22 protein-coding genes and 1 riboswitch are annotated in these 23,067 nt (G+C 61.5%); of the genes, 7 read left to right on the forward strand and 15 right to left on the reverse strand.

Annotated features, from left to right (window positions below):
- Positions 1 to 212: 212 nt before the first annotated feature.
- A complete protein-coding gene (locus C8N42_RS09700; protein ID WP_107816369.1) occupies positions 213 to 2,000 on the forward strand; it encodes a serine protease in 1,788 nt (595 codons plus the stop codon).
- 45 nt (positions 2,001 to 2,045) lie between these two features.
- Here C8N42_RS09700 and C8N42_RS09705 read toward each other — a convergent pair whose 3' ends face one another.
- The 4 genes from C8N42_RS09705 to metZ all read right to left on the reverse strand — a co-directional run bounded on the left by C8N42_RS09705 (position 2,046) and on the right by metZ (position 6,700).
- A complete protein-coding gene (locus C8N42_RS09705) occupies positions 2,046 to 2,786 on the reverse strand; it encodes a hypothetical protein (protein ID WP_107816370.1) in 741 nt (246 codons plus the stop codon).
- A gap of 22 nt (positions 2,787 to 2,808) precedes the next feature.
- Complete coding sequence (locus C8N42_RS09710; RefSeq protein WP_107816371.1) at positions 2,809 to 4,257, reverse strand: TrkH family potassium uptake protein; 1,449 nt, start codon at positions 4,255 to 4,257, stop codon at positions 2,809 to 2,811.
- Positions 4,258 to 4,327: 70 nt separating this feature from the next.
- Positions 4,328 to 5,443, reverse strand: a complete 1,116-nt coding sequence (gene folE2 / locus C8N42_RS09715) for a GTP cyclohydrolase FolE2 (RefSeq protein ID WP_107816372.1) — start codon at positions 5,441 to 5,443, stop codon at positions 4,328 to 4,330.
- A gap of 72 nt (positions 5,444 to 5,515) precedes the next feature.
- Positions 5,516 to 6,700: an O-succinylhomoserine sulfhydrylase gene (gene metZ, locus C8N42_RS09720; protein ID WP_107816373.1), complete on the reverse strand. Its 1,185-nt coding sequence runs from the start codon at positions 6,698 to 6,700 to the stop codon at positions 5,516 to 5,518.
- Between the two features lie 68 nt (positions 6,701 to 6,768).
- A riboswitch (SAM riboswitch) is annotated at positions 6,769 to 6,847 on the reverse strand.
- 129 nt (positions 6,848 to 6,976) lie between these two features.
- On the opposite strand from metZ, the gene C8N42_RS09725 reads away from it, so the two are divergent.
- From C8N42_RS09725 to C8N42_RS09735, 3 genes are read left to right on the forward strand one after another with little or no spacing between them, the layout of a single operon-like run.
- Entirely contained in the window at positions 6,977 to 7,894 is a 918-nt protein-coding gene (locus tag C8N42_RS09725) for a DUF726 domain-containing protein (RefSeq protein ID WP_107816374.1), read from the forward strand.
- 41 nt (positions 7,895 to 7,935) lie between these two features.
- Positions 7,936 to 8,664: a glutathione S-transferase family protein gene (locus C8N42_RS09730; protein ID WP_107816375.1), complete on the forward strand. Its 729-nt coding sequence runs from the start codon at positions 7,936 to 7,938 to the stop codon at positions 8,662 to 8,664.
- Positions 8,661 to 9,782 (forward strand): alpha/beta hydrolase, encoded by a 1,122-nt coding sequence (locus C8N42_RS09735; protein ID WP_107816376.1) that lies wholly within the window; start codon positions 8,661 to 8,663, stop codon positions 9,780 to 9,782. Before C8N42_RS09730 ends, C8N42_RS09735 begins: the two co-directional genes overlap by 4 nt.
- A 16-nt stretch (positions 9,783 to 9,798) precedes the next feature.
- On the opposite strand, the gene C8N42_RS09740 is transcribed toward C8N42_RS09735, so the two are convergent.
- The 7 genes from C8N42_RS09740 to C8N42_RS09770 all read right to left on the reverse strand — a co-directional run bounded on the left by C8N42_RS09740 (position 9,799) and on the right by C8N42_RS09770 (position 15,583).
- Positions 9,799 to 10,422 carry an inner membrane-spanning protein YciB gene (locus C8N42_RS09740; RefSeq protein ID WP_107816377.1) on the reverse strand — a complete coding sequence of 208 codons (624 nt, stop codon included), beginning with the start codon at positions 10,420 to 10,422 and terminating at the stop codon, positions 9,799 to 9,801.
- 10 nt (positions 10,423 to 10,432) lie between these two features.
- On the reverse strand, positions 10,433 to 11,335 hold the full coding sequence (locus C8N42_RS09745) for a DMT family transporter (protein ID WP_107816378.1): 903 nt from the start codon (positions 11,333 to 11,335) through the stop codon (positions 10,433 to 10,435).
- Positions 11,336 to 11,402: 67 nt separating this feature from the next.
- The gene (locus C8N42_RS09750) at positions 11,403 to 12,206 is read right to left on the reverse strand and encodes an amino acid ABC transporter permease (protein WP_107816379.1); all 804 of its coding nucleotides are present in this window, start codon (positions 12,204 to 12,206) and stop codon (positions 11,403 to 11,405) included.
- A gap of 3 nt (positions 12,207 to 12,209) precedes the next feature.
- Positions 12,210 to 13,004 carry a transporter substrate-binding domain-containing protein gene (locus tag C8N42_RS09755; protein ID WP_107816380.1) on the reverse strand — a complete coding sequence of 265 codons (795 nt, stop codon included), beginning with the start codon at positions 13,002 to 13,004 and terminating at the stop codon, positions 12,210 to 12,212.
- 102 nt (positions 13,005 to 13,106) lie between these two features.
- Positions 13,107 to 13,538 carry a GNAT family N-acetyltransferase gene (locus C8N42_RS09760; protein WP_107816381.1) on the reverse strand — a complete coding sequence of 144 codons (432 nt, stop codon included), beginning with the start codon at positions 13,536 to 13,538 and terminating at the stop codon, positions 13,107 to 13,109.
- Positions 13,538 to 14,905, reverse strand: coding sequence for a signal recognition particle-docking protein FtsY (ftsY, locus tag C8N42_RS09765; RefSeq protein WP_107816382.1), 1,368 nt, complete (start codon positions 14,903 to 14,905; stop codon positions 13,538 to 13,540). The genes C8N42_RS09760 and ftsY overlap by 1 nt, the downstream gene beginning before the upstream one ends.
- A 63-nt stretch (positions 14,906 to 14,968) precedes the next feature.
- Positions 14,969 to 15,583 (reverse strand): lysoplasmalogenase family protein, encoded by a 615-nt coding sequence (locus tag C8N42_RS09770; RefSeq protein WP_107816383.1) that lies wholly within the window; start codon positions 15,581 to 15,583, stop codon positions 14,969 to 14,971.
- Between the two features lie 85 nt (positions 15,584 to 15,668).
- Between C8N42_RS09770 and C8N42_RS09775 the strand changes: the two genes are divergently transcribed.
- Both C8N42_RS09775 and C8N42_RS09780 read left to right on the forward strand, forming a co-directional pair.
- Positions 15,669 to 16,715 carry an alkane 1-monooxygenase gene (locus tag C8N42_RS09775; protein ID WP_107816384.1) on the forward strand — a complete coding sequence of 349 codons (1,047 nt, stop codon included), beginning with the start codon at positions 15,669 to 15,671 and terminating at the stop codon, positions 16,713 to 16,715.
- Between the two features lie 75 nt (positions 16,716 to 16,790).
- A complete protein-coding gene (locus tag C8N42_RS09780; protein ID WP_107816506.1) occupies positions 16,791 to 17,177 on the forward strand; it encodes a hypothetical protein in 387 nt (128 codons plus the stop codon).
- 149 nt (positions 17,178 to 17,326) lie between these two features.
- On the opposite strand, the gene xseA is transcribed toward C8N42_RS09780, so the two are convergent.
- Positions 17,327 to 18,895: an exodeoxyribonuclease VII large subunit gene (xseA, locus tag C8N42_RS09785; protein ID WP_107816385.1), complete on the reverse strand. Its 1,569-nt coding sequence runs from the start codon at positions 18,893 to 18,895 to the stop codon at positions 17,327 to 17,329.
- 87 nt (positions 18,896 to 18,982) lie between these two features.
- On the opposite strand from xseA, the gene purD reads away from it, so the two are divergent.
- Entirely contained in the window at positions 18,983 to 20,248 is a 1,266-nt protein-coding gene (gene purD, locus C8N42_RS09790) for a phosphoribosylamine--glycine ligase (protein WP_107816386.1), read from the forward strand.
- Positions 20,249 to 20,828: 580 nt separating this feature from the next.
- On the opposite strand, the gene purU is transcribed toward purD, so the two are convergent.
- The 3 genes from purU to C8N42_RS09805 all read right to left on the reverse strand — a co-directional run bounded on the left by purU (position 20,829) and on the right by C8N42_RS09805 (position 22,873).
- The gene (gene purU, locus C8N42_RS09795) at positions 20,829 to 21,713 is read right to left on the reverse strand and encodes a formyltetrahydrofolate deformylase (RefSeq protein ID WP_107816387.1); all 885 of its coding nucleotides are present in this window, start codon (positions 21,711 to 21,713) and stop codon (positions 20,829 to 20,831) included.
- A 123-nt stretch (positions 21,714 to 21,836) separates the two neighbouring features.
- Complete coding sequence (locus C8N42_RS09800; protein WP_107816388.1) at positions 21,837 to 22,550, reverse strand: FG-GAP repeat domain-containing protein; 714 nt, start codon at positions 22,548 to 22,550, stop codon at positions 21,837 to 21,839.
- Positions 22,550 to 22,873: a 2Fe-2S iron-sulfur cluster-binding protein gene (locus tag C8N42_RS09805; RefSeq protein ID WP_107816389.1), complete on the reverse strand. Its 324-nt coding sequence runs from the start codon at positions 22,871 to 22,873 to the stop codon at positions 22,550 to 22,552. Before C8N42_RS09805 ends, C8N42_RS09800 begins: the two co-directional genes overlap by 1 nt.
- Between the last annotated feature and the right edge of the window lie 194 nt (positions 22,874 to 23,067).

The raw sequence follows: 23,067 nt of genomic DNA on the forward strand, positions 1-23,067 counted from the left end.
AACGCGGGCACATCCCTAGCGGGGCCCGGCGGGGGCGTCAATGACAAGGCAACCCGCACCGGTCCGCCAAGGCCGATTTCCCGGCAGTTTTACATCACAAGCCCGCCATTTGCGCCCATGCCTCTCCACAGCATGTTGACCTTCACGTCAAACCTGTTTTCTTAAACCACAATATAAGGGCCAAAGGGTCCGCAGGAACGTAAAGGGTTTTCATGAAAAGGTCTCTCGCCGCTGCCCCGCTGGGGCTCGCCGCCACACTGTTGCTCACCACGGCCTTGTACGCCGAACAATGGATTCAGATCGAAGCGCAACCCTCCCTGACAGAGGCAACCGAGGCCGCCCGCGGCTATGCCGGGCGTCTGCCGAATGTGGTGGGTTTCGAACTTCCGGGACGGTGGAATGCCATCGCACTCGGCCCCTACGCGACCGAGGCGGAAGCCGAGGCCGCCCGTCTGACGCTCCGCGCGCAGGGAATGATCCCCAGCGATAGCTACCTGACCGACGGCACCCAGTATCGCCAGCCGTTCTGGCCGGTGGGGGCGACGCTTTCGACCCTGCCCACGGCGACAACGCCGGATGTTGCAACCGAGGTCACGGTTCCCGAAGTGACCGAGACCGCGATGCCCGCCGAGGATCTGCCAGTCGAAAACATGCCCATCACGCTTCCCGATGAGACCCCCGCCGAGGCCCGTGCCTCCGAGCGTGCGCTCAACCGCGAAGACCGCGAGGCGCTTCAGACCGCGCTCAAATTCGCCGGCGTTTATGACTCCGGCATCGACGGTGCATTCGGTCCCGGCACGCGGCGCGCCATGTCCGACTGGCAAGCGCTCAAGGGCTATGACGTCACAGGCGTCCTGACCACGCAGCAACGCGAAGAGGTGCTCGGAGCTTATCGCACCGTGATCGACAGCCTCGGGTTGACTCCCGTAGCCGATGAGGTGGCTGGCGTCACGCTGTCCCTGCCCTTGGGGCTGGTCGGGTTCGACGCCTACGCGCCGCCATTTGCGAAATACAAATCGAAGGACAGCTCCGGCGTGCAGGTCCTGCTGATCTCGCAGACCGGTGATGAAGCCACACTGGGCGGCCTTTACGAGATCATGCAGACGCTTGAAATCGTACCCATGGAGGGCCCACGTTCGCGCGACAGCAAATCCTTCACCCTCACCGGCACCAATACGGAGATCACCTCGCACACCGAGGCGCGTCTGGTGAACGGGACCGTGAAGGGCTGGACCCTGATCTGGCCGACGCCGAAGACGACGGATGACGAGACCCGGCATCAGATGGCACTCGACGCGATGAAAACCAGCTTCGCAACGCTCGATGGCGTACTGCCTGATGCCTACGGCGAGGGCGCCGCGCAAGACATCGACCTTCTGGCCGGGCTCGACATTCGCCGCCCGGACAAGGCCGGCTCCGGCTTTTACGTCGATGACAAGGGCGCGGTTCTAACCTCCGCCGATCTCGTCGCCTCCTGCGCCAGAATCACCATCGACGATGGCTACGAGGCCACGGTGACCGCGACCGAGGACGGCATGGCGCTTTTGACCCCGGTCGAGACCCTTGCCCCTCTGGCGGTGGCGAAGTTCGACAGCCAGCTGCCGCGTCTTCAGTCCGAGGTCTCCGTGTCGGGCTATGCCTATGCCGGTCGTCTCGATGCGCCGACGCTGAACTACGGGCTGATGGCCGAGCACAAGGGGCTGTCGGGCGAAGAGGACCTTTTGCGTCTGGCGATGACCACGCTTCCGGGCGAGGCGGGCGGCCCGCTTTTGAACAACTCCGGCGCGGTGATCGGCATGCTCGCCGCGAAAGACGCTATCCCCGAGGCGCAGGCCCGCAGCCTGCCGGAGGATGTGGCCTTTGCCTATGACATGGAAAAGATCGCGGGCTTCCTGTCCGGCCACGGCGTGACCGTTTCCGCGTCCGAGAGCACCACGTCCGATGCCGATCTGGTCCGCATCGGGCGCGATCTCACGGTTTTGGTGAATTGCTGGAACTGAGCCTTTTCAGTACGCCCCTTGAAAACCCCGCTCCCAAGCGGGGTTTTATTTTTCCGGGGACACAGCACGGCGCAAAAGCGCAAGCGCCGCCTGATCCGCCTTGCCCTTTGTCAGCCAGGCTAGCGCAAAAATCCAGATACCCGCAGCCTCGCCCCAGAAGATCAGGTTATGCACATTGACGAACGTCTCCGCTCCGCCCCAGCGCGCCATGGCAAAAGCCCCGGCAATCCCCGCCAGAGCGACAAGGATGCCGTAGCCACAGGCTTTGTAGATATAGGGGCGCACGCGGCTTTCGGTCTTGGGAAACTGCACGAGGCAGAAGATGACGAGGCACAGGAAAAAGACCACCGCCGAAAGATTATGCACCCAGGAAGACGCGCTTACACCGATCAGCTTTTGCGTCACGGTTTCCGCGGGGGGCACGCAATGCGCCATACCCTCCGGCGGAATACAATCGGCCAGCGACGGGAAAAACGCCACGAGCAGGGCGGAGATTCCGGCAACAGAGGCCAGCACCTGATCCGAGAAGGTCTCGTCGGAGCGGCGCGGATAGCCCTTGTAGGAAATCAGGAACACACCGATGGCGGCGAGCGATCCAGTGAACATCTCGCGCAGCGGCGAGAAGAAGAAATTCGAAACGCTGTCGCGCAGCGAACCCTCAAGCCCCATACCGCCGACAATCAGCGCCGGGGGCAGGATCAGCGCCACCACGCCCAGTGCCTGCCGCACCCGGTAGAAACTCATCACATGCGGATCGCTCTTGTCGCTCTCGCTGGTGTCACTCATGCCCGTCCTCCTGTCGAACGGATTATGCCCGCCAGAACCGGATCGTGAAAAGGGCGAAAACCGACATCACCTCAAGCCGCCCGATCAGCATGGCTATGGCCAGTATCCATTTCGCCGGCGTGTTCACCGTCTCGAAATTCCCCGCAGGCCCGATGATCTCCCCAAGGCCCGGCCCGACACAGGCCAGCGCCGTCGCAGCCCCCGAGACAGCAGTGATGAAATCGAGCCCGGTGGCCGCCAGAAGCACCGCCGTGAGGCCCAGCGTCACGATGAAGAACGAAAAGAAAGCCATGACGGAAGACAACACGTCCTCGGTCACCGGATGGCCCTGATAGCGCGGGGTGAAGACCCCGTTAGGACTGTGGATCTTGCGGATTTGCGCCCGCATCGACGCCCAGAGAAGCTGATAGCGGAAGACCTTGACCGAACAGGCGGTCGAGCCCGCGCAGCCACCGATCAACCCGATGAAGAAAAACGCCACCGCCGGGAACGCGCCCCAAAGCTGATAATCGGTGGAGGCATAGCCGGTGCCGGAAATGATTGAGGTGACGTTGAACAGGCCTTCACGGAAGGAATGTTCGAAGTGGTCCTGATTGACGATCAGGCGATAGATCGCAAAGCCGATCGTCAGGGCGAAAATGATCGCGAGATAGGCGTGGATTTGCGTGTCACGCCACAGCGGCTTGGCGGTGCCTGCCAGCAGTTGCACATAGCGTACGAAGGGCAGGCTGGCCAAGATCATGAAGAAGGAGGAGACATATTCCGCCGGCCCCTGGAAGGCCCCGAACGACGCATCTCGGGTGGAGAACCCGCCGGTGGAAAGTGTCGTCAAAGCATGGTTCAGCGCATCGAAAACATTCATGCCCACAAGAATATAGCCGAGAAAACAGGCAATCGTCAGGGCGATGTAGATCACCGAGATGCGTGCGGCAATCTCCCCCGCGCGTGGCAACACCTTGCCATCCGTATCAAAGGCCTCGGAACGGAACACCTGCATGCCGCCGACCTTGAGTTCCGGCAGGAACACCATGGCGACAACAATGATCCCCACGCCGCCGAACCATTGCAACATCGAGCGCCACAACAAAATGCCCGCGGGCAGATCGTCGAGACCGGAGAAGACGGTGGAGCCGGTGGTGGTCATGCCCGACATGGATTCGAAAAACGCATCCGTCAGGCTCGCCTCCGTCGCACCGAGCATGAAGGGAATGCCCCCGAACAGCGGCAGGATGAGCCAGATCAGCGAGGTCAACAGGAACATCTGCCGGATCGACAGCCCCTGTTGCTGACCGTTCTGCGTGGCAAGGGCAAGCGTCACACCGGCAACGAAGGTGATCACCCCGGCCCGAAAGAACACGTGCCACTCGCCCGACCCCGTGGCGAGATCCATCGCCATAGGAATCGCCATCGTCAGGCCGAGGAGGCCGACGAGCGTTCCGATCACATATCCGACTGGGCGTAAATCCGTCATGGCGCCAAGGCTTGGCCGGGCTTCGCGGACAAGTCAAGCGCGCCTTCGGGGCAGCGGCGTCGCAGGCGGCTCAACCGACGTGAAACAAGGTCGAAAACAGTTTCGGATCGAGGCTCTGCGCGGCGAAGGTTTCGCCTTCGGTCAACACCGATACCGCATCGTGAGAATGCAGGCTTTCCTGATGCGAGGCGATGACACGGAAATCGCCGATGCGGCGGTCGTTTTCCAGCACTTCGGAGAAAAGCCGCGCCGCATCCTCGACGAAAATCGGATTGGCGGCATTGAGTTCCGCAAAGGCCTGTTCGTCCTCGCGCTTCACCATCACCTGCGTTTCGGTCGGGATGGCGGTCCGGCAGAGATCAATCAGGTCCTCGAACCAGAGCGTGTCCGGCTGGTTCTTCACCTCGACCGAAACCCGCGCCACGGAGCGTTGCGAATGTGGCGTGGCAAGCTGATGCCGGGTGCGGCGGGCATGTTCGGAAAGTTCAAGAGAACAGGGGCAAGTAGAGCTGTAAACATAGTCCAGATGCATGATTTCCGTCATTTTACCGCCCTGCTCCACAAGCTCCAGCGCGATGTCGTAATACTGGTACCCCTCAAGCCCGGAACGCAGGGAGCGGCGTTTGACCGGAAAGGAAAACCGCATCTGGATACGGGCATCGAAACTTTCGAGGTCGCTTTGATAATCCCGAAGCGCCGCCTCGATCACCTCGAAGGAAAAGCTCCGCTCCGCGTGTTTGTAGAAAGAGCGCATGATGCGGGACATGTTGATGCCCTTTTTCTCCGCCTCCAAAGACACGGTGCCGGTGACGGAGGTTTCAAGCGTCAGATCACCCGCACCGTTCAAACTGTCACGGGTCTTGAACCGGATCGGCAGACGGAAATTCGAGATGCCAACATGCTGAATCTGCCGTTTCGCCCCCTTGATCAGACTCTCCGGACCGTTTTGCAGATCCGGCAGACCTTGTTTATAGGCCTCCGAGACCTCGAAATCCTCCGGGTACGCCCGACGCAGTGCCGGGTAATTGGCGAAATCGTCCGCTTCGGGCAAGAGCCGCGCGATGGCCGGATCAAGCTCGGCCACTTCCGTGGGCGTCGCACTCTTGGCCCAGTCGCGTAGGGTGGCGAGAGCGGCCTCGGCGGCCGCTCTGTCATTTTTCTCAAGATCGCTCGTCTGGATGTTCATCGCAAATCCCCTTTGGCCCTCATATAGGAGGTTCTGAACTATTTACCAATACGAAGGAGATTTGCCTCTGGATCAAACGGCGTCGAGCGCGTGCAGAATGTCCGCGATGATGTCATCCGTATCCTCAAGCCCCATCGACAACCGCACCAGACCGTCCGTGAGACCAAGCTCCGGGCGTTTCTCCACCGGCACGTTCTTGTGCGTCGTGGTGCAAGGATGAGTCGCGATGGATTTGGCATCGGCGAAATTGTTCGAGAGCGTAAACACCTCAAGCGCGTTGAGAAATTTGAATGCCGCCTCCTTACCACCCTTGAGATCGACGGTGATCACGGTGCCCGAGGCCTCGGATTGGGACTTCGCGAGATCGTATTGCGGGTGTGATTTGTAGGACGGGTAGCGCACAGAAGCGAGCGCCGGGTGCCCGTCGAGCACCTCGCAAAGCCTCATCGCCGTCGCTGCCTGTTGCCGCACACGCAGGTCGAGCGTGTCGAGGGATTTGAGTTGAATCCAGGCGTTGAACGGTGAAATCGCGCCGCCGGTGTGCTTGATATACATTTCCACGGGCCCCCGGATCAGGTCCTTGTCGCCCGCGATGATGCCGCCGAGACAGCGCCCCTGCCCGTCCACATGCTTCGTTGTGGAATAGATGATCAGGTCCGCACCACATTCCTTGGCGTAGGAGAAGATCGGCGTGCACATGGCGTTGTCCACCACCACGAGCGCGCCGACCGCATGAGCCAGCTCAGAGACCGCCCTGAGGTCGATCACCTCCAGCGTCGGGTTGGAAATGCTCTCGCAGAACACCGCCTTGGTGTCGGGCCGGATCGCGGCTTTCCATTCATCAAGGTTCGTGCCATCGACCAGCGTCGTCTCCACCCCGAATTTCGGCAGCACTTCGGTGACGATATAGAGGCAGGAGCCGAACAAGGCCTTCGAGGACACCAAATGATCGCCCGCCTTCAAGATCGACATCAGCGCACCTGCAACGGCAGCCATGCCGGAAGCGGTCGCAAAGGCGTCCTCGCAACCCTCGATCGCGGCCATCCGGTCCTCGAACATACGCGTCGTAGGATTGCCGTAACGGGCATAGATGAACTCATCCTCACCCTGATCGACAAAGCGCGCTTCCGCCGCCTCGGCCGTGTCGTAGACAAAGCCCTGCGTCAGAAACAACGCCTCGGACACCTCGCCATATTGCGAGCGGCGTACACCGTCATGGATGAGTTTCGTACGGGTTTTCCAGTCTTTTCTGGTCATGTGATCCCTTTCGCCATTCCTAATCCCCATTCGATCAAGGGCTGGGGCACGGCAGGTTCTGACCAACCTGGTGTCTCGTCCTGACCTCTTTAGCGGTATGTTTATCGTGGCCCGCAATCCGGAGAACAAATCGCCACATGGCCCGTGGCGTACAAATCCTGCGACATTCTGTCAACAGCCCCCGCCCCCGTTAACAAAGATTCACCGCGCTGTCGCAGCATCGTGACAATCCCCACGCATCTTCGCGCGCGAGCAGTACCATCAGAGGCGGGTGCCATGCCCCTTTTGAAGATCAACGCCGACGGCCCCTTTCTGCCGCCCGAGACCCGTGTGCGCCTGCGTCACGCGCTCGACGCCACGCCCAAGGGCGCGCCCGTGGTGATCTGTCTCCATGGCTACAAGTTTTCACCCCGTGCCCCGGCGCATGATCCGCACGATCATATCCTCGCCCTCGATCCCGGTCTCAGTTCGCGCAAGGTGCTGAGCTGGCCGCGCGCCCTCGGCTTCGGCACCGGAACGGCGCAGGAGGGCCTTTGCATCGCGCTCGGCTGGGAAGCGCGCGGCACGATCTGGCAGGCCTTCGACATGGCCCGCCAGACCGGGGAGGCGCTGGCCCGGTTGATCTGGAAAATGGACCGGCCCGTGCAACTGATCGGCCATTCCCTCGGCGCGCGGGTGATCCTTTCGGCCCTGCCCCGCCTGCCTGCCGGTGCGGTGCGGCGCGCGATCCTTCTGGCCGGGGCGGAATTCCGCTCCGCCGCGCTCCATGCCCTCGACAGCGAGGCCGGACGCGCGACGGAAATTCTCAACGTCACCTCGCGGGAAAACCGGTTCTACGACCTGATGTTCGAGATGGCCCTGCCCGCCGAACACGGGGCCTCGCGTGCGCTTGGAGCGGGGCTTGGCGAAGTGCGGCGCAACTGGTGCGATCTCGCAATTGACGATTCGATGGCGCGGGCGGCGCTCGCCGGGCTCGGCTACCCGATCCCCGCCCCCGACCGACGTGTCTGCCACTGGTCTCCTTACCTGCGCGAAGGGCTCTTCGATCTCTACCGCGTCGTCCTGCGCACGCCCGAGCGCCTGCCACTGGCCCTGTTGCAGGACAGCGTGCAGCCGATCCCGCCCAGATCACGGTGGCGTGCGCAAGAATCTGTCGGTTCTCCCTTGTCCTTTTCGCGCAAAGCGTCATCCTGACGCGCATCCAACATCCGGATGACTGCACGGGCCTTAGACAAATGATCGACACCCCCATCACGCTTTACTACTGGCCAACACCGAACGGCTGGAAAATCTCCATCGCGCTCGAAGAGATGGATCTGCCCTATGAGGTGAAACTCGTGAACATCGGCAAGGGCGAACAATTCGACCCCGAGTTTCTCAAGATTTCCCCGAACAACCGCATGCCCGCCATTGTCGACCCGGAAGGCCCCGGCGGGCGACCGATCTCGATTTTCGAAAGCGGGGCGATCCTGCAATATCTCGCGCGCAAATCCGACAAGTTCTACGGCGGCGGCGAACGCGACCGGACCACGGTGGATCAATGGCTGATGTGGCAGATGGGCGGTCTTGGCCCGATGGCCGGTCAGGCGCATCACTTCCTGAGCTATGCGCCCAACATGGAGCCGCCGAACGATCTGCCCTATGCCAAGAACCGCTATCGCAATGAGGTCGCGCGGCTCTACGGCGTCCTCGACCGGCGGCTGGCCGAGGAGGAATTCGTTGCGGGCGATTTCTATTCCATTGCCGACATGGCGATCTGGCCCTGGGCCTCTCTGTGGGAGAAACAGGAACAGACGCTGGACGACAAGCCACATCTCAAACGCTGGATCGCACGAATCGCCTCGCGCCCGGGCGTTCAGCGTGGCCGCGCTCTCGCCGCCGAGAAGCGCAGCAATGTGGCCGATGACAAGGATGCACAAAAAGTGCTCTTCGGTCAGGGGGCAAAACAAGGGCCAAAAGCGTGATCCTGACCCGGCGGGACATGGTTCTGGGCGTGGGGGCACTGGCGCTGAGCGGCTGCTCGGTGCCGCAAATGACCATCCCGCCGGATATATCGGATATCCCCGTCGCCCGGCGCCGGGACCTTCTGGTCGTGACCAACCGGCGGGTGTCCGCCGCACAAGGCCTCGAATTCGACAGCCTGCGCTCCGACCGGATGTTTTATTGCGACTACGGGATTTCCGTGCCGCCGGATCGCAAACCGGGCGAGTTTTCCTTTCCACGCAGCACGCTCGATCCCGACCGCCAGTTCTTCGTCACCCAAAGCACGCATTTCCCGGACGAACGCGGGTTCCTCAACCGGCTGAACGCACGCCTGCGCACCCTGCCGAAAGGCGAACGCAACGTCGTGCTCTTCGTGCATGGCTATAACGTTTCCTACCCCGGCGCGGTGTTTCGGGCGGCGCAGATCGCCACGGATTTCGACCTCGGGCAACCGATGGTGCTATTCTCATGGCCCTCTGCCGGGCGGCTGTCGCGCTATGCTTATGACCGCGATTCCGTCCTCTACGCCCGAACGGCACTGGCCGAGACCCTGCGGATGCTGTGCAAAAGCCACGCCGAGAACATCATGGTGCTGGCACATTCCATGGGCGGACTTCTGGCGATGGAGGCGCTCAAGCGGCTGGCCTTGCAAGGCGACCGCAGGACGCTGTCCAGGCTGATCGGCGTGGCTCTGGTTCAGCCCGACATTGACGTCGATCTGTTCCGGCGACAGGTGGTGGATTTGCGGCCTTACGATGTGGATCTGGCGGTCTTCGCCTCCCGTCGCGACCGGGCGCTCAAGATTTCCGCCGTGCTCACCGGCGGGCATCCACGTGTGGGCGAGGCGGAAAATATCGAGGATCTGCGTCGTCTCGGCGTGGTGGTCATCGACACCTCCGGCGCACCTATGGGCGATCCTCTGGGGCATGCCGCCCTGATGCGCTCCCCTGCGCTCCTGTCCATGATTGCCTCGGAAGAGCTGGTGGACCGCATCGTGTCCGGCGCGCCGGGACAGGACATCCTGATCGAAGGGCTGAGCCTGACCGGCAAGGCAGCGCTGGCCATCGCCTACCTGCCCTATACGATCACCGGAAGCTGACCCCGAAAGCGGAGGCTTACTCCGCCGCGTCCTTATCGGCCTCTTCGGTCGAATGCCGCGCCATCAGCCCGGACTGGCTCATGAAGAAGGCGAGCATGGCAATGGGCAGGCCGAACGTCTTGAACTTGACCCATGTGTCGGTGGTCATCGTCCTCCAAATCGCCTCATTGGCGAGCGCGAGTCCGAAGAAGAACAGCATCATGCGAAATTCGAGCTTGCGCCAGCCGTCGGCATCGAGCGGCATCACCTCGCCCAGAACCAGTGAGAGATAGCTTTTCGAGCGCAAGAGACCGAGACCCAAGATGGCCCCGAACATCAGATAGATCATCGTCGGCTTCATCTTGAAGAAGCGTTCGTCATTGAGCCAGATCGTCAACCCGCCAAAGACGACAACCAGCACCAGCGTCATGATCTGCATCGCCGACAGCTTGCCGGTGAGCCGCCAGAGCACAAGCGTCGAGAGCGCCAGAAGCGGGATGAACACCGCCGTCATGACGATGAAACCGGAATATTCCGAGCCCGCGATCAGGAAGGTATGATCGCGCAGCGCGATATAGCCCGCGAAAAACGCGAGGATCGGACCCATTTCCAGCGTCGGTTTGATCCAGGGTTTCATCTGTTTCTCAGGTTGCTCTGACATGCGTTTCCTCTTAGCCACCCATCTCAACTATGACCGCGCCGACGGCAATCAAGGCCATGAGGGACAATCTTCTAGGCCCCACCTTTTCGCCCAGCACGATCCAGCCGATGAGCGCGGCAAATACGGTCGAGGTTTCCCGTAGCACAGCGGCCTCGCCGACATTGTCCAGCCGGGTGGCGAGCATGATACAGCCGAAAGAGAAATAGGCCACGATGCCGCCGAAGAAGCCTTTGACGGCAAGCGGGGCAAGCGCGGGTTTATATTCCATCTGGCGATAGCGCAGAAAGGCCACCACCGGCATCACCAGCCCGTCGAGGAAGAAGAACCACGCGAGGAAGGTAAACGGATCGGCGGTGGCGCGAATACCGTAGGCGTCATAGGTGGTGTAAAGCGCCACGAAAGCCCCGGTCAGAACCGCAAGCATCAGGGCGGGCACCATGGTCTCCCGCCCGACCGTGATGGTACGCAGGTTGTAGATCGCCAGCCCGAAGATGCCGGAGAGCAGCACCAGAACGCCCAGCCATTGGATCAGCGTGAAATGCTCGCCAAAGACGAACCCCGCACCGATGACGGCAAAGAGCGGCCCGGAACCGCGCACCACCGGATAGACCACGGTGTAGGCCCCTTTGGTGTAGGTGTACCCCTGCGCGATCTTGTAGCCCAGATGGATCAGGAACATGCCGAGAAAGATGATCCACATATGCGGCTCGGGCCATGGCACGACGAAGAGCGCGAAAGGCGCGGCCATCAGCCCGTAAAAGAAATCCATCGCACCGCGCGAGAGCCAGGGATCGTGCCGCCCCTTTTGCAGCGCACCGAACAGGGCATGCAGGAAAGCCGCCATCAGCGCCAGAATCAGCGCCGCGTGGTGACCCGTTTCGGTACCTTCAAGGGACAGGATGAAATCGCTCATGCCCCCTGCTATCCCTCGTCCTGCAAAAGGTCCAGAGCGTGAATATGCACAGGATGCTGCGCATCGCTCAGGAGGAGCGCTCGCGCAGATGTCGCTCCAGCCGCCTGAGCGCCAGAGAGAGCGAGATGGTCATCAGCAAGTAGAGCAGAGCGACCACGTTATAGGTCTCGAAATAGCGAAAATTGCCCGCGGAGGTGACCTTGCCCAATTGCGTGATATCGGTGACGCCCAAAACGGAGACAAGCGAACTGTCCTTGATCATCGCGATGAAATCGTTGCCCAGAGGCGGCAGTACCGTGCGCAGGGCCTGCGGAAAGACGATCAGCCGAAACCGCAGCCAGCCGTTGAGACCAAGCGCCTCGGCGGCCTCGATCTGCCCCTTGTCGACAGAGAGAAGTCCCGCACGAAACACCTCCGAGATGAAGGCAGAATAACCGATGGTCAGCGCAATAATGGCCCGCCACATCAGGGAAAAATCCCGCGTCCGGAGCGGATCGAACCCCAAGGGCACGGTCATGGAATTCACCGCCGTGACCAGCATGGGCGCGATCACGAAGGCCACGTAGAGCAGAAGCACGAGGATCGGCACGCCGCGCACCACTTCCGTGTAGAATCGCGCGATCTGACGCAACGCGGTGAAACGCGAAAGCGAGGCGGTGGCGATCAGAAGGCCCAGAAGGGTGGCGAGCACAAAGGCCACGAGGGTGACGAAAACCGTCACCCAGATGCCTTTTGAGAGCGTGCTCAGCACCTTGGCATAAAGATCGTCGGCAATCACCCGGTAGAACAGGTAGCCGCCCAAAGCAATCAGCGCGACAAGCCACCAGGGAAAATCTTTTGACCCGTCAGAGGGGGCCTTGGCAGGTCGCAAGCCTTATTCGCCTATCTTGTAATCGAGGAACCATTTGGTGTTGAGCGCCTCGATCGTACCATCCTCTTTCATGGAAGCAATCGCCGCATTGATCGGCGCCACGAGGTCGGATCCTTTCGGGAAGATGAACCCGAAATCCTCGGTCCCGAGTTTTTCGCCCACGATCTTGAGCGCGCCCTCAGAGGCCGCGACATAGCCGTTGCCCGCCGTCCCGTCGGTCAGCACAAGATCGACATCGCCCGCGCGCAAGGCCTGCACACAGGCCCCGAAGGTCTCGAAGAGTTTCACGCGCGGATTGGCCTCATCCCCGTCGAGCACGTCATAGACCCCGACATAGAAAGGCGTGGTGCCGGGCTGGGCCGCCAGAAGCAAATCCGCATCGGCGGCAAAAGAGGCGGCATCGGTGAAACGGCTTTCATCGCCACGCACCAGCATGACCATTTCAGACCGCATGTAAGCGTCGGAGAAATCGACTATTTCGACGCGATCTTCGCGAATGGTGATGCCGGTCATACCCATGTCGTACTGACCTTCAGAGACCGCCGGGATCATTGCGTCCCAGGAGATGTTCTCATAGTCGAGCGTGGCGTTCAGACGTTTGGCGATCTCCGCCATGGCATCGTATTCCCAACCCACGGCCTCGCCCGACCCGTCGATGAACTGCAAGGGCGGATAGGCGTTTTCCGTCACCACGACGATCTCGCGCCCGCCCAGATCGGGCAGATCGGTCGCAAAAGCGGCGGTGAGCGGGGCAATCAGTGTGGCGGAGGCCAGCGCCAGAGTGGAAAGGATTTTCATGAACGACTCCCTGAGATGTTTTCCCAGAGCTTACCCGCTCAGACCGCTTTGGCAACGCACGCGCCAGCCCGGTTCGATCTCACCCGACAAGCTGCCCGAAATTCAGGCGGCACGCGGGCTGTCGCTGCGCATCAGCCCCGGCATGTCGGAATAGGGATTGGGCACCAGCATCCCGTCGGTCGCCTCGATAAAAGCATAGGCCGGATCGAGACAGCCCGCGTTGATCAGCGCTTCCTCAAGGGTGCGTACCACGAAATCCGTGCGGTAGTCGGGCAAGACACCCATGCCCCAGATCCGCGCCGGGCGGTCTTCGCGCTCCGGGTCCACCACGAGCATCGCCGTGCCGACAAGGCGCGGGCCATCGACCACGACCATCTCGGCATAAAGCTCGCGATCCTCCGGCCAGTCCTCCCCGGTCTCTTCCGGGCAGACCGGATGATCGAAGAACAGCTCCTGCATGGCCTCGCGCCGCGCCACGGGATCGCCCCCCGACACCCAGCTGTTCGGGCCGATTGCGTGCAGAATTTCGAGCATCAAACCTCCAGACCCATCAGGGCCGCGGCAAATTCCTCGGGATCGAAAGGCGCAAGATCGTCGATCTGTTCGCCCACCCCGATCGCGTGGATCGGCAGGCCGAACTTGTCGGCCAAGCTCACCAGAACGCCACCGCGCGCGGTCCCGTCGAGTTTCGTCATCACAAGGCCGGAGACATCCGCGAGTTTCTGGAAAGTCTCGACCTGCGAAAGCGCGTTCTGCCCTGTCGTGGCGTCGAGTACAAGCAGAGTATTGTGCGGCGCGCTCTCGTCCTTCTTGCGGATCACCCGGACGATTTTCGCCAGTTCCTCCATGAGGTCCTGCCGGTTCTGCAACCGCCCCGCCGTGTCGATCATCAGAAGATCGGCACCGCTTTCCTGCGCCTTGGTCATCGCGTCAAACGCAAGGCTCGCGGGATCGGAACCTTCGGGCGCGGTCAGCACCGGCACACCGGCGCGCTCGCCCCAGACCTGCAATTGTTCGACAGCCGCCGCGCGGAACGTATCCCCCGCCGCAATCACAACCGACTTGCCCGCCGCCTTGAACTGCGAAGCAAGCTTACCGATGGTCGTCGTCTTGCCGGAGCCGTTGACGCCCACAACCAGAACCACCTGCGGGGTCTTGGCGTAGAGCGGCATCGGTTTCGCCACCGGCTCCATGATGCGTGCCACTTCGCGCGCCATCAGCCGTTTGATCTCTTCGACCGAAAGCTTCTTGCCATAGCGCCCCTCGGCCATGGCGGCGGTCACGCGCATGGAGGTCTCGACCCCCATATCGGCGGTGATCAGCAACTCTTCGAGTTGCTCCAGCATGTCGTCATCGAGCACCCGGCGCGTGACGGTCTTTTGGTCCTTGCGACCCAGAAGCCGCCCGAGAAAGCCGGGTTTTACCGCCTCTGCCGGGGCAGCAACCACGTCCTCGACAGGAATTTCGGTCGGGATTTCAACAGGCAACTCCGCCGGCATCTCCGTGGGAATCTCAACCGGAGCAGGCGTCACATCCGGCTCGGAGACAACCGGCACCTCCTGCGGCACATCGGCAGGCAGTTCTTCCGGGACCGGCTGCGGCGTGATCTCAGGGATGATTTCCGGCTCGGGTTCGGGAACGATCTCCGGCACGACCTCCGGCTCAGATTGTGGTTCGGGCACAATTTCCGGTTCGGGCTCGGGAATCGGCGCAGGCTCCGGCTGGGGTGCAGGCTCAGGTTCCGGAATGACCTCCGGCTCAGCGGCCTCAACCACGTCCTCGGCAAAGGCCTCCTCGGCACCGCTTTCCTCGCCGCCGTCCTCGACAATGGCTTCCAACCCCTCGTCGATCTTCGACGAGGATTTCATCAGACGGGATTTGAGTTTCGAAAAAAGCGACATGGGGCCTCCGTTCTTTCGTCACTTAATGAGTCTCACCCAAAGAAGAAAGCCCCCAGCACGCGCTCAGAGGACAAAGGCAGCAAGGATCAGCGCTTGCGCCACGACATAAAGCACCCAGAGCGCGTATCCGGCGCCGCGACTGAGCGCACCCGCCTTGTCCAGTCGAAACATCTGAATCGCGAGGATCAGGTCGGAGAGTACAAAGGCTACGGCCCCGACACTGGCCAGCCGAAGCGTGTGCGGCAGGTTCACCGCCGCCACGGCCATGGCACAGATCAACAGAACATAAATCCGCACCGGGATCTTCAGCCCGCCGGTATGGGGCGCAAGCCACAACTCAGTGGACAGTGCCAACACCACAAAGGGCAGCACAGTCCAGAACGCCAGATGCTCCAGCCCGGCGAAAAGCACGAAGTAACACAGATGCCCCAGCGCGAACCCGATCAGCCCGATGAGAAAGGCACGCTCGCCAGGGCGCGACAGCGCCCAGTCCCCGAAAGCCGAGAGCGCCAGTCCCGCAATCAACAACAAAGGTGCGCCGGAAAGCCCCCCGATCAAGGCGAAAACGGCCACCGGCAGGGTCTTGATCCCGCTGCGCCAACGCGCGGGCGGTCGCGCGGTCAGCGGCAGGTAGGCAACAGCCGCCACACCCGCGATTCCCCAAAGCATTATCTCCATCGCACCCCGCCCTTTTGCCACAGTTTTCGCTTTTGCAGAGCGTATATCCCCGCTCTATAGTCACTTTAACCCGACAGGAGCGCCCATGATCCGAAAAACCACGCATATCGTCCGTTTTTTCGCCGTCACGACTATCGCCCCTGTCGCCCTTCTGGCGCTTGGCGCACTCTTCGGCGGGCTCTGGGCCGTGGCGGGGTTTCTCTATATGACGGCGCTTGCCTATTCGCTCGATCAGCTTGTGGCACTGGCCTGCGATCCGGAAAACCCGGAGGCCGAATTCCCCGACGCAAATGCGCTTTCGACCGTTCTGGCATTGTCGCATTTTGCCCTTTTGCCGCTCGCCGTCTGGGCGCTTTCCAACGGACAACTGGCCTTTTGGGAAAGGCTTTTCGTATTTTTCGGCATGGGATTGTTTTTCGGTCAGGTGTCGAATTCCAACGCCCATGAGATGGTGCATCGTTCTGATCGCACCCTGCGCCGGCTCGGCACATGGGTCTATATCACGCTCCTGTTCGGCCATCACGCCACCGCCCATGTCCGCGTCCATCACCGCTATGCCGCCTCACCCCGTGATCCCAACTCCGCCCCTCTGGGCATGAGCTATTACCGCTTTCTACCGCGCGCCTGGATCGGCTCTTTCCGGGCAGGTCTGCGCGAGGAAAACGCGATGCGGGCGCGCGCGAAGCCCTCTGATCTGCATCCCTATGTGCTTTATGTCGGCGGGGCGGTGGCCTGCCTCGTCCTCGCTTTTGTCATCGGCGGGTTCGCGGGCGTTTTCAAATATATCCTGCTGGCGGGCTATGCCTCAGCCCAGCTCTTGCTGTCGGACTATGTGCAGCATTACGGGCTGCGTCGCCGCGAAGTCGCCCCCGGTAAATATGAACCCGTCGGCCCCGGCCATAGCTGGAACAGCCCGCAATGGTTCACCTCTCTGCTGATGCTGAACGCGCCGCGCCACTCAGATCACCACGCGCATCCGATGAAACCCTATCCGGCGCTGGAACTGACCGACGAGATGCCGCAACTGCCGCGCTCCCTGCCCGCCATGGCGACGCTGGCGCTGATCCCGCCTCTGTGGCGTAAGGTGATGGACCCGCGTGTGGCGCGTCTGGAGCAAGTCCCAGAGCCTTAAACGCGTCCTGCCTTTAACCACTTGTTAAGAACGTGAATGGTGCAAAAGGCGCCGGTATGGCATGGTTACGACATGATGAATCGCCTACTTCTCCCGCTGTGTTTTCTTGCAGCACCTCTGGCCGCCGATCCGTTGACCGGCGCAGAATTCGACGCCTATGCCACCGGCAAAACCCTGACCTTCGCCGAAAACGGTCAGCCTTACGGCGCCGAGCAATACCTGCCCGGCAAACGCGTCCGCTGGGCTTTTGATCAGGACACCTGCAAGGAAGGCATCTGGTACGAACAGGGGCAAAACATCTGCTTCGTCTACGAAGACGGGTTTGCGCCGCAATGCTGGCAGTTCTTTATTGAAAGCGACAAGCTAAAGGCAGTGTTTCAGGGAGAAAGCGGCACCGAACTGTACGAAGCCTGGACCTCCGACGGGCCGCTCTCCTGCATGGGACCGCATGTCGGGGTGTGACGGGTTCCGCTCTCCGATCTGTCCATGCTGCAAATTTCCTCAATTCTCTCCACGTGGCCTGTCCGGCATCATCCTGACGCTGTGCTAACCTTAATTTGCGTTAAGGCTTATGCCTGAGAGAAGAGCGGTTCCGTAAGGAGACACCGTGATCAGAACAGACTGCCCTGCTCCGGCCCCTTATCCTTCGGGGCGCGCGTCTTCGCGGACTTGGCGGGGGTCGCCACACCGCCTCCGATCCGCACACGCCCATCAGAGAACTGCACCTCATGCATCCGGGCTGCGTCTTTCGAGGAAGTCACGACACCGCCCTCCGCATCGCGCACCACCGCATAACCACGCTTGAGCGTCTCCTCATAAGACAGCGCCGAGAGCATTCCCGCCCGCTGATCGAACGCGGCGCGCCAACGTTGGGTTTGGCCTTGGGCTGCGCGGGCAAAACGATCCGAAAGCTGCGTCAGGTCACGCCGTGCCTGTGTGGTGTTTCGCGCCACCGTAGCAGGCGAGAGCCGCGCCGACAGACGGTCGAGATCGCGCCGGTGCTGCATCGTGCCACGGGACAAAGCCGGGGCAAGACGTGTGGTCAATGTGGACAGGCGATCCCTCTGCGCGTTCATCCGTCCCTGCAACAGAGAGGGGCGCAGAATCGTCGCCGCCTCAGACAGTGCCAGGCGTCGGTTGCGCACGCCGTTGATCAGGGCCTGTGTCAGACGCAGGTCTATCTGGTCCACCCTTTGACGCGGCCCATCCAAAAGGCGCTCCTTCGGCGGCAAGGCCCGGCTCAAATCACGCAAACGCTGCTTACGCAGCTCAATGCCCCCGCTCAACGCCCGCTCCATCCGGGCGCGCAACTCCTGCACCGTCACCCACAATTCGCGCCGCACCGGCACGGCGAGTTCTGCGGCGGCGGTGGGCGTGGGCGCGCGTTTATCGGAGGCGAAATCAATCAGCGTCGTGTCGGTCTCGTGCCCCACAGCGGAGATCAACGGAATCGCGGACTCCGCCGCCGCCCGCACCACGATCTCCTCGTTGAAGCCCCAAAGGTCCTCGACCGATCCACCGCCCCGCGCCACGATGATCAGGTCCGGACGTGGAATGTCCCCGCCCACCGGCAAAGCATTGAATCCGCGAATGCCATTCGCAACCTCTTCGGCGCATTTCTGGCCCTGCACCGCCACCGGCCAGATCAACACATGGCGCGGGAAGCGATCACTCAGCCGGTGGAGAATATCGCGAATGACGGCCCCCGAAGGCGAGGTCACCACCCCGATCACCTCCGGCAACCACGGCAGGGGTTTCTTGCGCGCGGCATCGAACAGCCCCTCGGCGGCCAGCGCCTTTTTGCGCTTCTCCAGCATCGCCATGAGCGCGCCCGCGCCTGCCGGCTCGACATTGTCGACGATGATCTGATAGCGCGATCCGCCGGGGAAAGTCGTCATCCGCCCCGTCGCGATGACCTCCATCCCCTCCTCAGGCTGGACCTCCATCCGCGCGACCTGGCCTTTCCAGCTCACCGCGTTGATCACCGATTTCTCGTCTTTCAGATCGAAATACAAATGCCCCGAACGCGGGCGCGACACACGCCCCACCTCGGCACGCACTCGCACATAGCCGAACTCGCCCTCGATCAGCGCTTTCACCGCACCCGACAGTTCGGACACGGTAAACTCCGGGGCGTTGGAAGTGCCTTTCGGACTTTTATCCTCGAAAAGATCGGACATCTTGTGTCTCCGGGGGCTGCTCGTGCTTGTGTCAAACTCGCACTGACCTTAGAACGCGCGCAACCAAAGGTGAAGCGGAGAGGCGCGATGAACATTCTGATCCTTGGCAGCGGCGGGCGTGAACATGCTTTGGCATGGGCGGTGATGCAGAACCCGAAATGCGACAAGCTGATCGTGGCCCCGGGCAATGCCGGGATCGCGGCGATTGCCGAATGCGCCACGTTCAACATCAACGATGGCGCGTCGGTTGTGAGTTTCGTCGAGGAAAACGCCATTGATTTCGTGATCATCGGCCCGGAAGCGCCGCTTGCCGCCGGGGTTGCCGACGATCTGCGTGCGGCGGGCATTCTGACCTTCGGGCCCTCCAAAGCGGCGGCCCAGCTTGAAGCCTCGAAAGGCTTCACCAAGGAGATTTGCGACGCCTCGGGTGCTCCGACCGCCGGTTACGCGCGCTTTGACGATGCCAAGGCCGCCAAGACCTATATCCGCGCGCAAGGCGCCCCCATCGTGGTTAAGGCCGACGGCTTGGCCGCGGGCAAAGGCGTCATCGTCGCCATGGACGAGGCGACCGCTTTGGAGGCGATCGACGACATGTTCGGCGGCGCTTTTGGCGGCGCGGGCGCGGAGGTCGTGATCGAGGAATTCATGGAGGGCGAAGAGGCCTCCTGGTTTATCCTCTGCGACGGCGAAAACGTCCTGCCCATCGGCACGGCGCAGGATCACAAACGCGTCGGCGATGGCGACACGGGGCTGAACACCGGCGGTATGGGGGCCTATTCACCTGCGCCGGTGATGACCGAAAGCGTGATCGCGAAGGCCATGGACGAGATCGTCAAACCGACCGTGGCGGAAATGGCGAAGCGCGGGATGCCCTATCAGGGCGTGCTTTATGCCGGGTTCATGATTAAAGACGGTCAGCCGCGCCTTGTCGAATACAACTGCCGCTTCGGCGACCCGGAATGTCAGGTTTTGATGATGCGCCTTGGTGCGCAGGCGCTGGACCTGATGCTGGCAACCGCCGAAGGGACGCTCGATCAGGCCAAGGTCAACTGGGCCGAGGATCACGCGATGACGGTGGTGATGGCGGCAAAGGGCTATCCGGGGGCTTATGAAAAGGGCTCCGTGATCAAGGGTTTTGATGCCCTGCCCGAGGATTCGAAAAACATGGTGTTCCATGCCGGAACCGCTGAGAAAGACGGGCAAATCATCGCCACCGGTGGACGGGTTCTCAACGTCACTGCGCGCGGCGATAGTTTGCAAGAGGCCCGTGACCGCGCCTATGCCATGATCGAAAAGATCGACTGGCCCGAAGGCTTCAACCGTTCGGACATCGGCTGGCGTGCGCTGAAATAAGTCCTTCGCAGTTAAACCGGTGTTAACCTTACCCATGGCATAACCATGTTGCGAAATGCACCAAAGGCTCGAATGGCCCTCCGGTTTGGAACTTCGGCGTAAAAGCCCGGTCAAGGCTGTTGCGACGGAATAGAGGCGCGCTCGAACGGCGCGCCTTTTCTTTTACTGCGTTTCAATCCTGATCTGGCCTGATCTGGCGCAGGCGGGGGCCAGCCCCCGCACCCCCGGGATATTTTCAGACAAAAGAAATCCCGTTAAGCTGGCATTAACCTTAACGCGCCATGCTTGAGCCACGGTACAGGCGGGGACGCCGATGACCGTGACGGAAGAAGCCCTCTGTTCCGGTTGATGGGACAGAGGGATACGCCGAGGCCTCTGCGCGGATGAGGACGCGTGCTTCTTTTGTCTCGAAATATCCCGGGGTGAGTTTGGCGCGGGGAACCCGTGCCAAGTGAGGGGCAGCGCCCCTTTCAACAGCAACGCTTAAGCGCCTCTTACCCGGCGCCCGCAAGTGTGCGGACGCGTTCGAGCCTTTGAAAGGTCCACTGGACCTTTCAATCCGGCAAACCCGGACCGGCTCTCACCCCATCCGCTCCGAAGCATAGCTGCCCGGAGACGCCGGAAAGACCACCGTCTTGTTGCCGTTGATGAACACCCGGTGGTGGATATGCGCATGGATCGCCCGCGACAACACCTGCGCCTCCACATCACGACCCAAAGATACGTAGTCCTCGGGCGATTGCGCATGGGTCACGCGGATCGTGTCCTGTTCGATGATCGGACCCTCGTCGAGATCGGCCGTCACATAATGCGCCGTTGCCCCGATCAGTTTCACACCCCGTTCGAACGCCTGTTTGTACGGGTTCGCGCCTTTGAAGGACGGCAGAAAGGAATGGTGGATGTTGATGATCCGACCCGACATTTTCCGGCAAAGCTGATCGGATAGGATCTGCATGTAGCGCGCCAGAACGACGAGTTCCGCGCCGCTCTCCTCGACAATCTCGATGAGACGCGCCTCGGCCTCCGGCTTGTTCTCCTTGGTCACACGCACCTGATAGAAGGGGATGTCGTGGTTTACCACAAGCTTTTGATAATCCATGTGATTGGATACCACGGCCACGATGTCGATCGGCAGAGCACCGATGCGCCAGCGGTAGAGAAGATCGTTCAGGCAATGCCCGAAGCGCGACACCATGATCACGACCTTCATCTTCTTCTCTTCGTCATGCACCGCCCATCGCATCGCGAACGCATCCGCAACGGGGGTGAATTCGGCGACCAGATCGGCACGGGACAGGCCCTTTTCCGAGACAAAGCTCACCCGCATGAAAAACTGGTCCGTGCCGGGATCGTCGAACTGCGCGGAATCGGTGATATTGCAGCCCAGCTCGGCAAGCTTGCCGGAAATGGCGGCGACGATGCCCCGTTTCGAGGGGCAGGTGACGGTCAGGACATGGGAGGTCATAGCGGGCCTTCGGTTGGTTTTGACGCAGAGTCTTGCAACGCCGGGCCGCGCGAGACCAGAGGCAAAACGACAGAAATCCCGCCGATTGGCGGCCCGATCAGGGACGGAAGTTTCCGAAAGGCGTCAGTTGCACGCCATATGGGGCGCAAAGCTCGCCGCACCTTCATAGCGTGCCACAAGCACCGCCACCAAACCGCCGTTGTCCCAGCGGGTTTCCATGATCCGCGCCCAGTCGGCATCGGCGGTGAGGATCACCGGAGCCTCGCCGGGACAGATACGCACACCACCCTCGATCATATCGGAACCGAGGTGATGATTGGTGATGCCGGGAAGCCGCGCGGAGGGCACGAGCATTCCCTCCCGCGACAGATCGACGGGCATAAGCACCAGTTCTTTCACCAGATGCGGACGGTCGACATAGGCGATCTCCTCCACCCCATCGCCATCGACATCGGCGATACCCGCAATCGCGAGCCACCGGTGCCGCTGGCCGATAGGCGCGCTGGCTTTGGCGGGGATGAGACGGTCCTCTGTGTCGAGCGCCCAGACCTGCACCCAGGCCCCGGTGGCAAAACCGCTGACGACGGTGACCACCTCCGGCGCGCCGTCACCATCGAAATCATGAAGACGCGGCGCAGTATCCTCGAACACGCTTTTCTTGAAAGAGGCCTCGCGTGTGGTGCCATCATCCAGCGTGACCACCATGCGAGCATATTCACCGTTTTTCACCGCTCCGTGGCCATAGACCTCCGTCGGTTCTACATAAGCCGCCCCGGTGATCCGGGCGGCAGCAAGCGGACTGGCCGCCAGTATAAGAAAAGCGGCCAGTTTCAGCATCAGATCTGCTTTTCAGGCAGGTTCACCACGAGACCGTCGATCTCCGGCGTCACCTTGATCTGGCAGGTCAGGCGCGAGCGCACCGGATCGGGCTCATAGGCGAAATCGAGCATATCCTCTTCCATGTCATCCTTCTCAGGGAGCTTCTCGACCCATTCGGGGGCAACATAGACATGGCAGGTGGAACAGGCACAGGCACCACCGCAATCGGCGTCAATGCCCGGAATGCCATTGTCGCGCGCACCTTCCATGACGGTACGTCCCTCGGGCACGTCCACGACATGTTCGGTGCCGCCGAATTCGACATAGGTGATCTTGACCATTGGCTCGTCCTTCTTTCGCAGCTTTGGCTTTTCGCATCTATCGCTTCGCAACAGGCTTATCGCGCAGCCTGCCCGGAGAAAAGGGGCATTCCGTCGCGACTCTCCGTCCGGTTGCGCCCGAAACTGGAAAAGCACTGGGAAAATCCCGCATCGACGCATTTTTAAGCCCCGGATGTAACATGCGTCAGACCCGA

This window comes from Celeribacter persicus, from assembly GCF_003050785.1.
Classification (GTDB): domain Bacteria; phylum Pseudomonadota; class Alphaproteobacteria; order Rhodobacterales; family Rhodobacteraceae; genus Celeribacter; species Celeribacter persicus.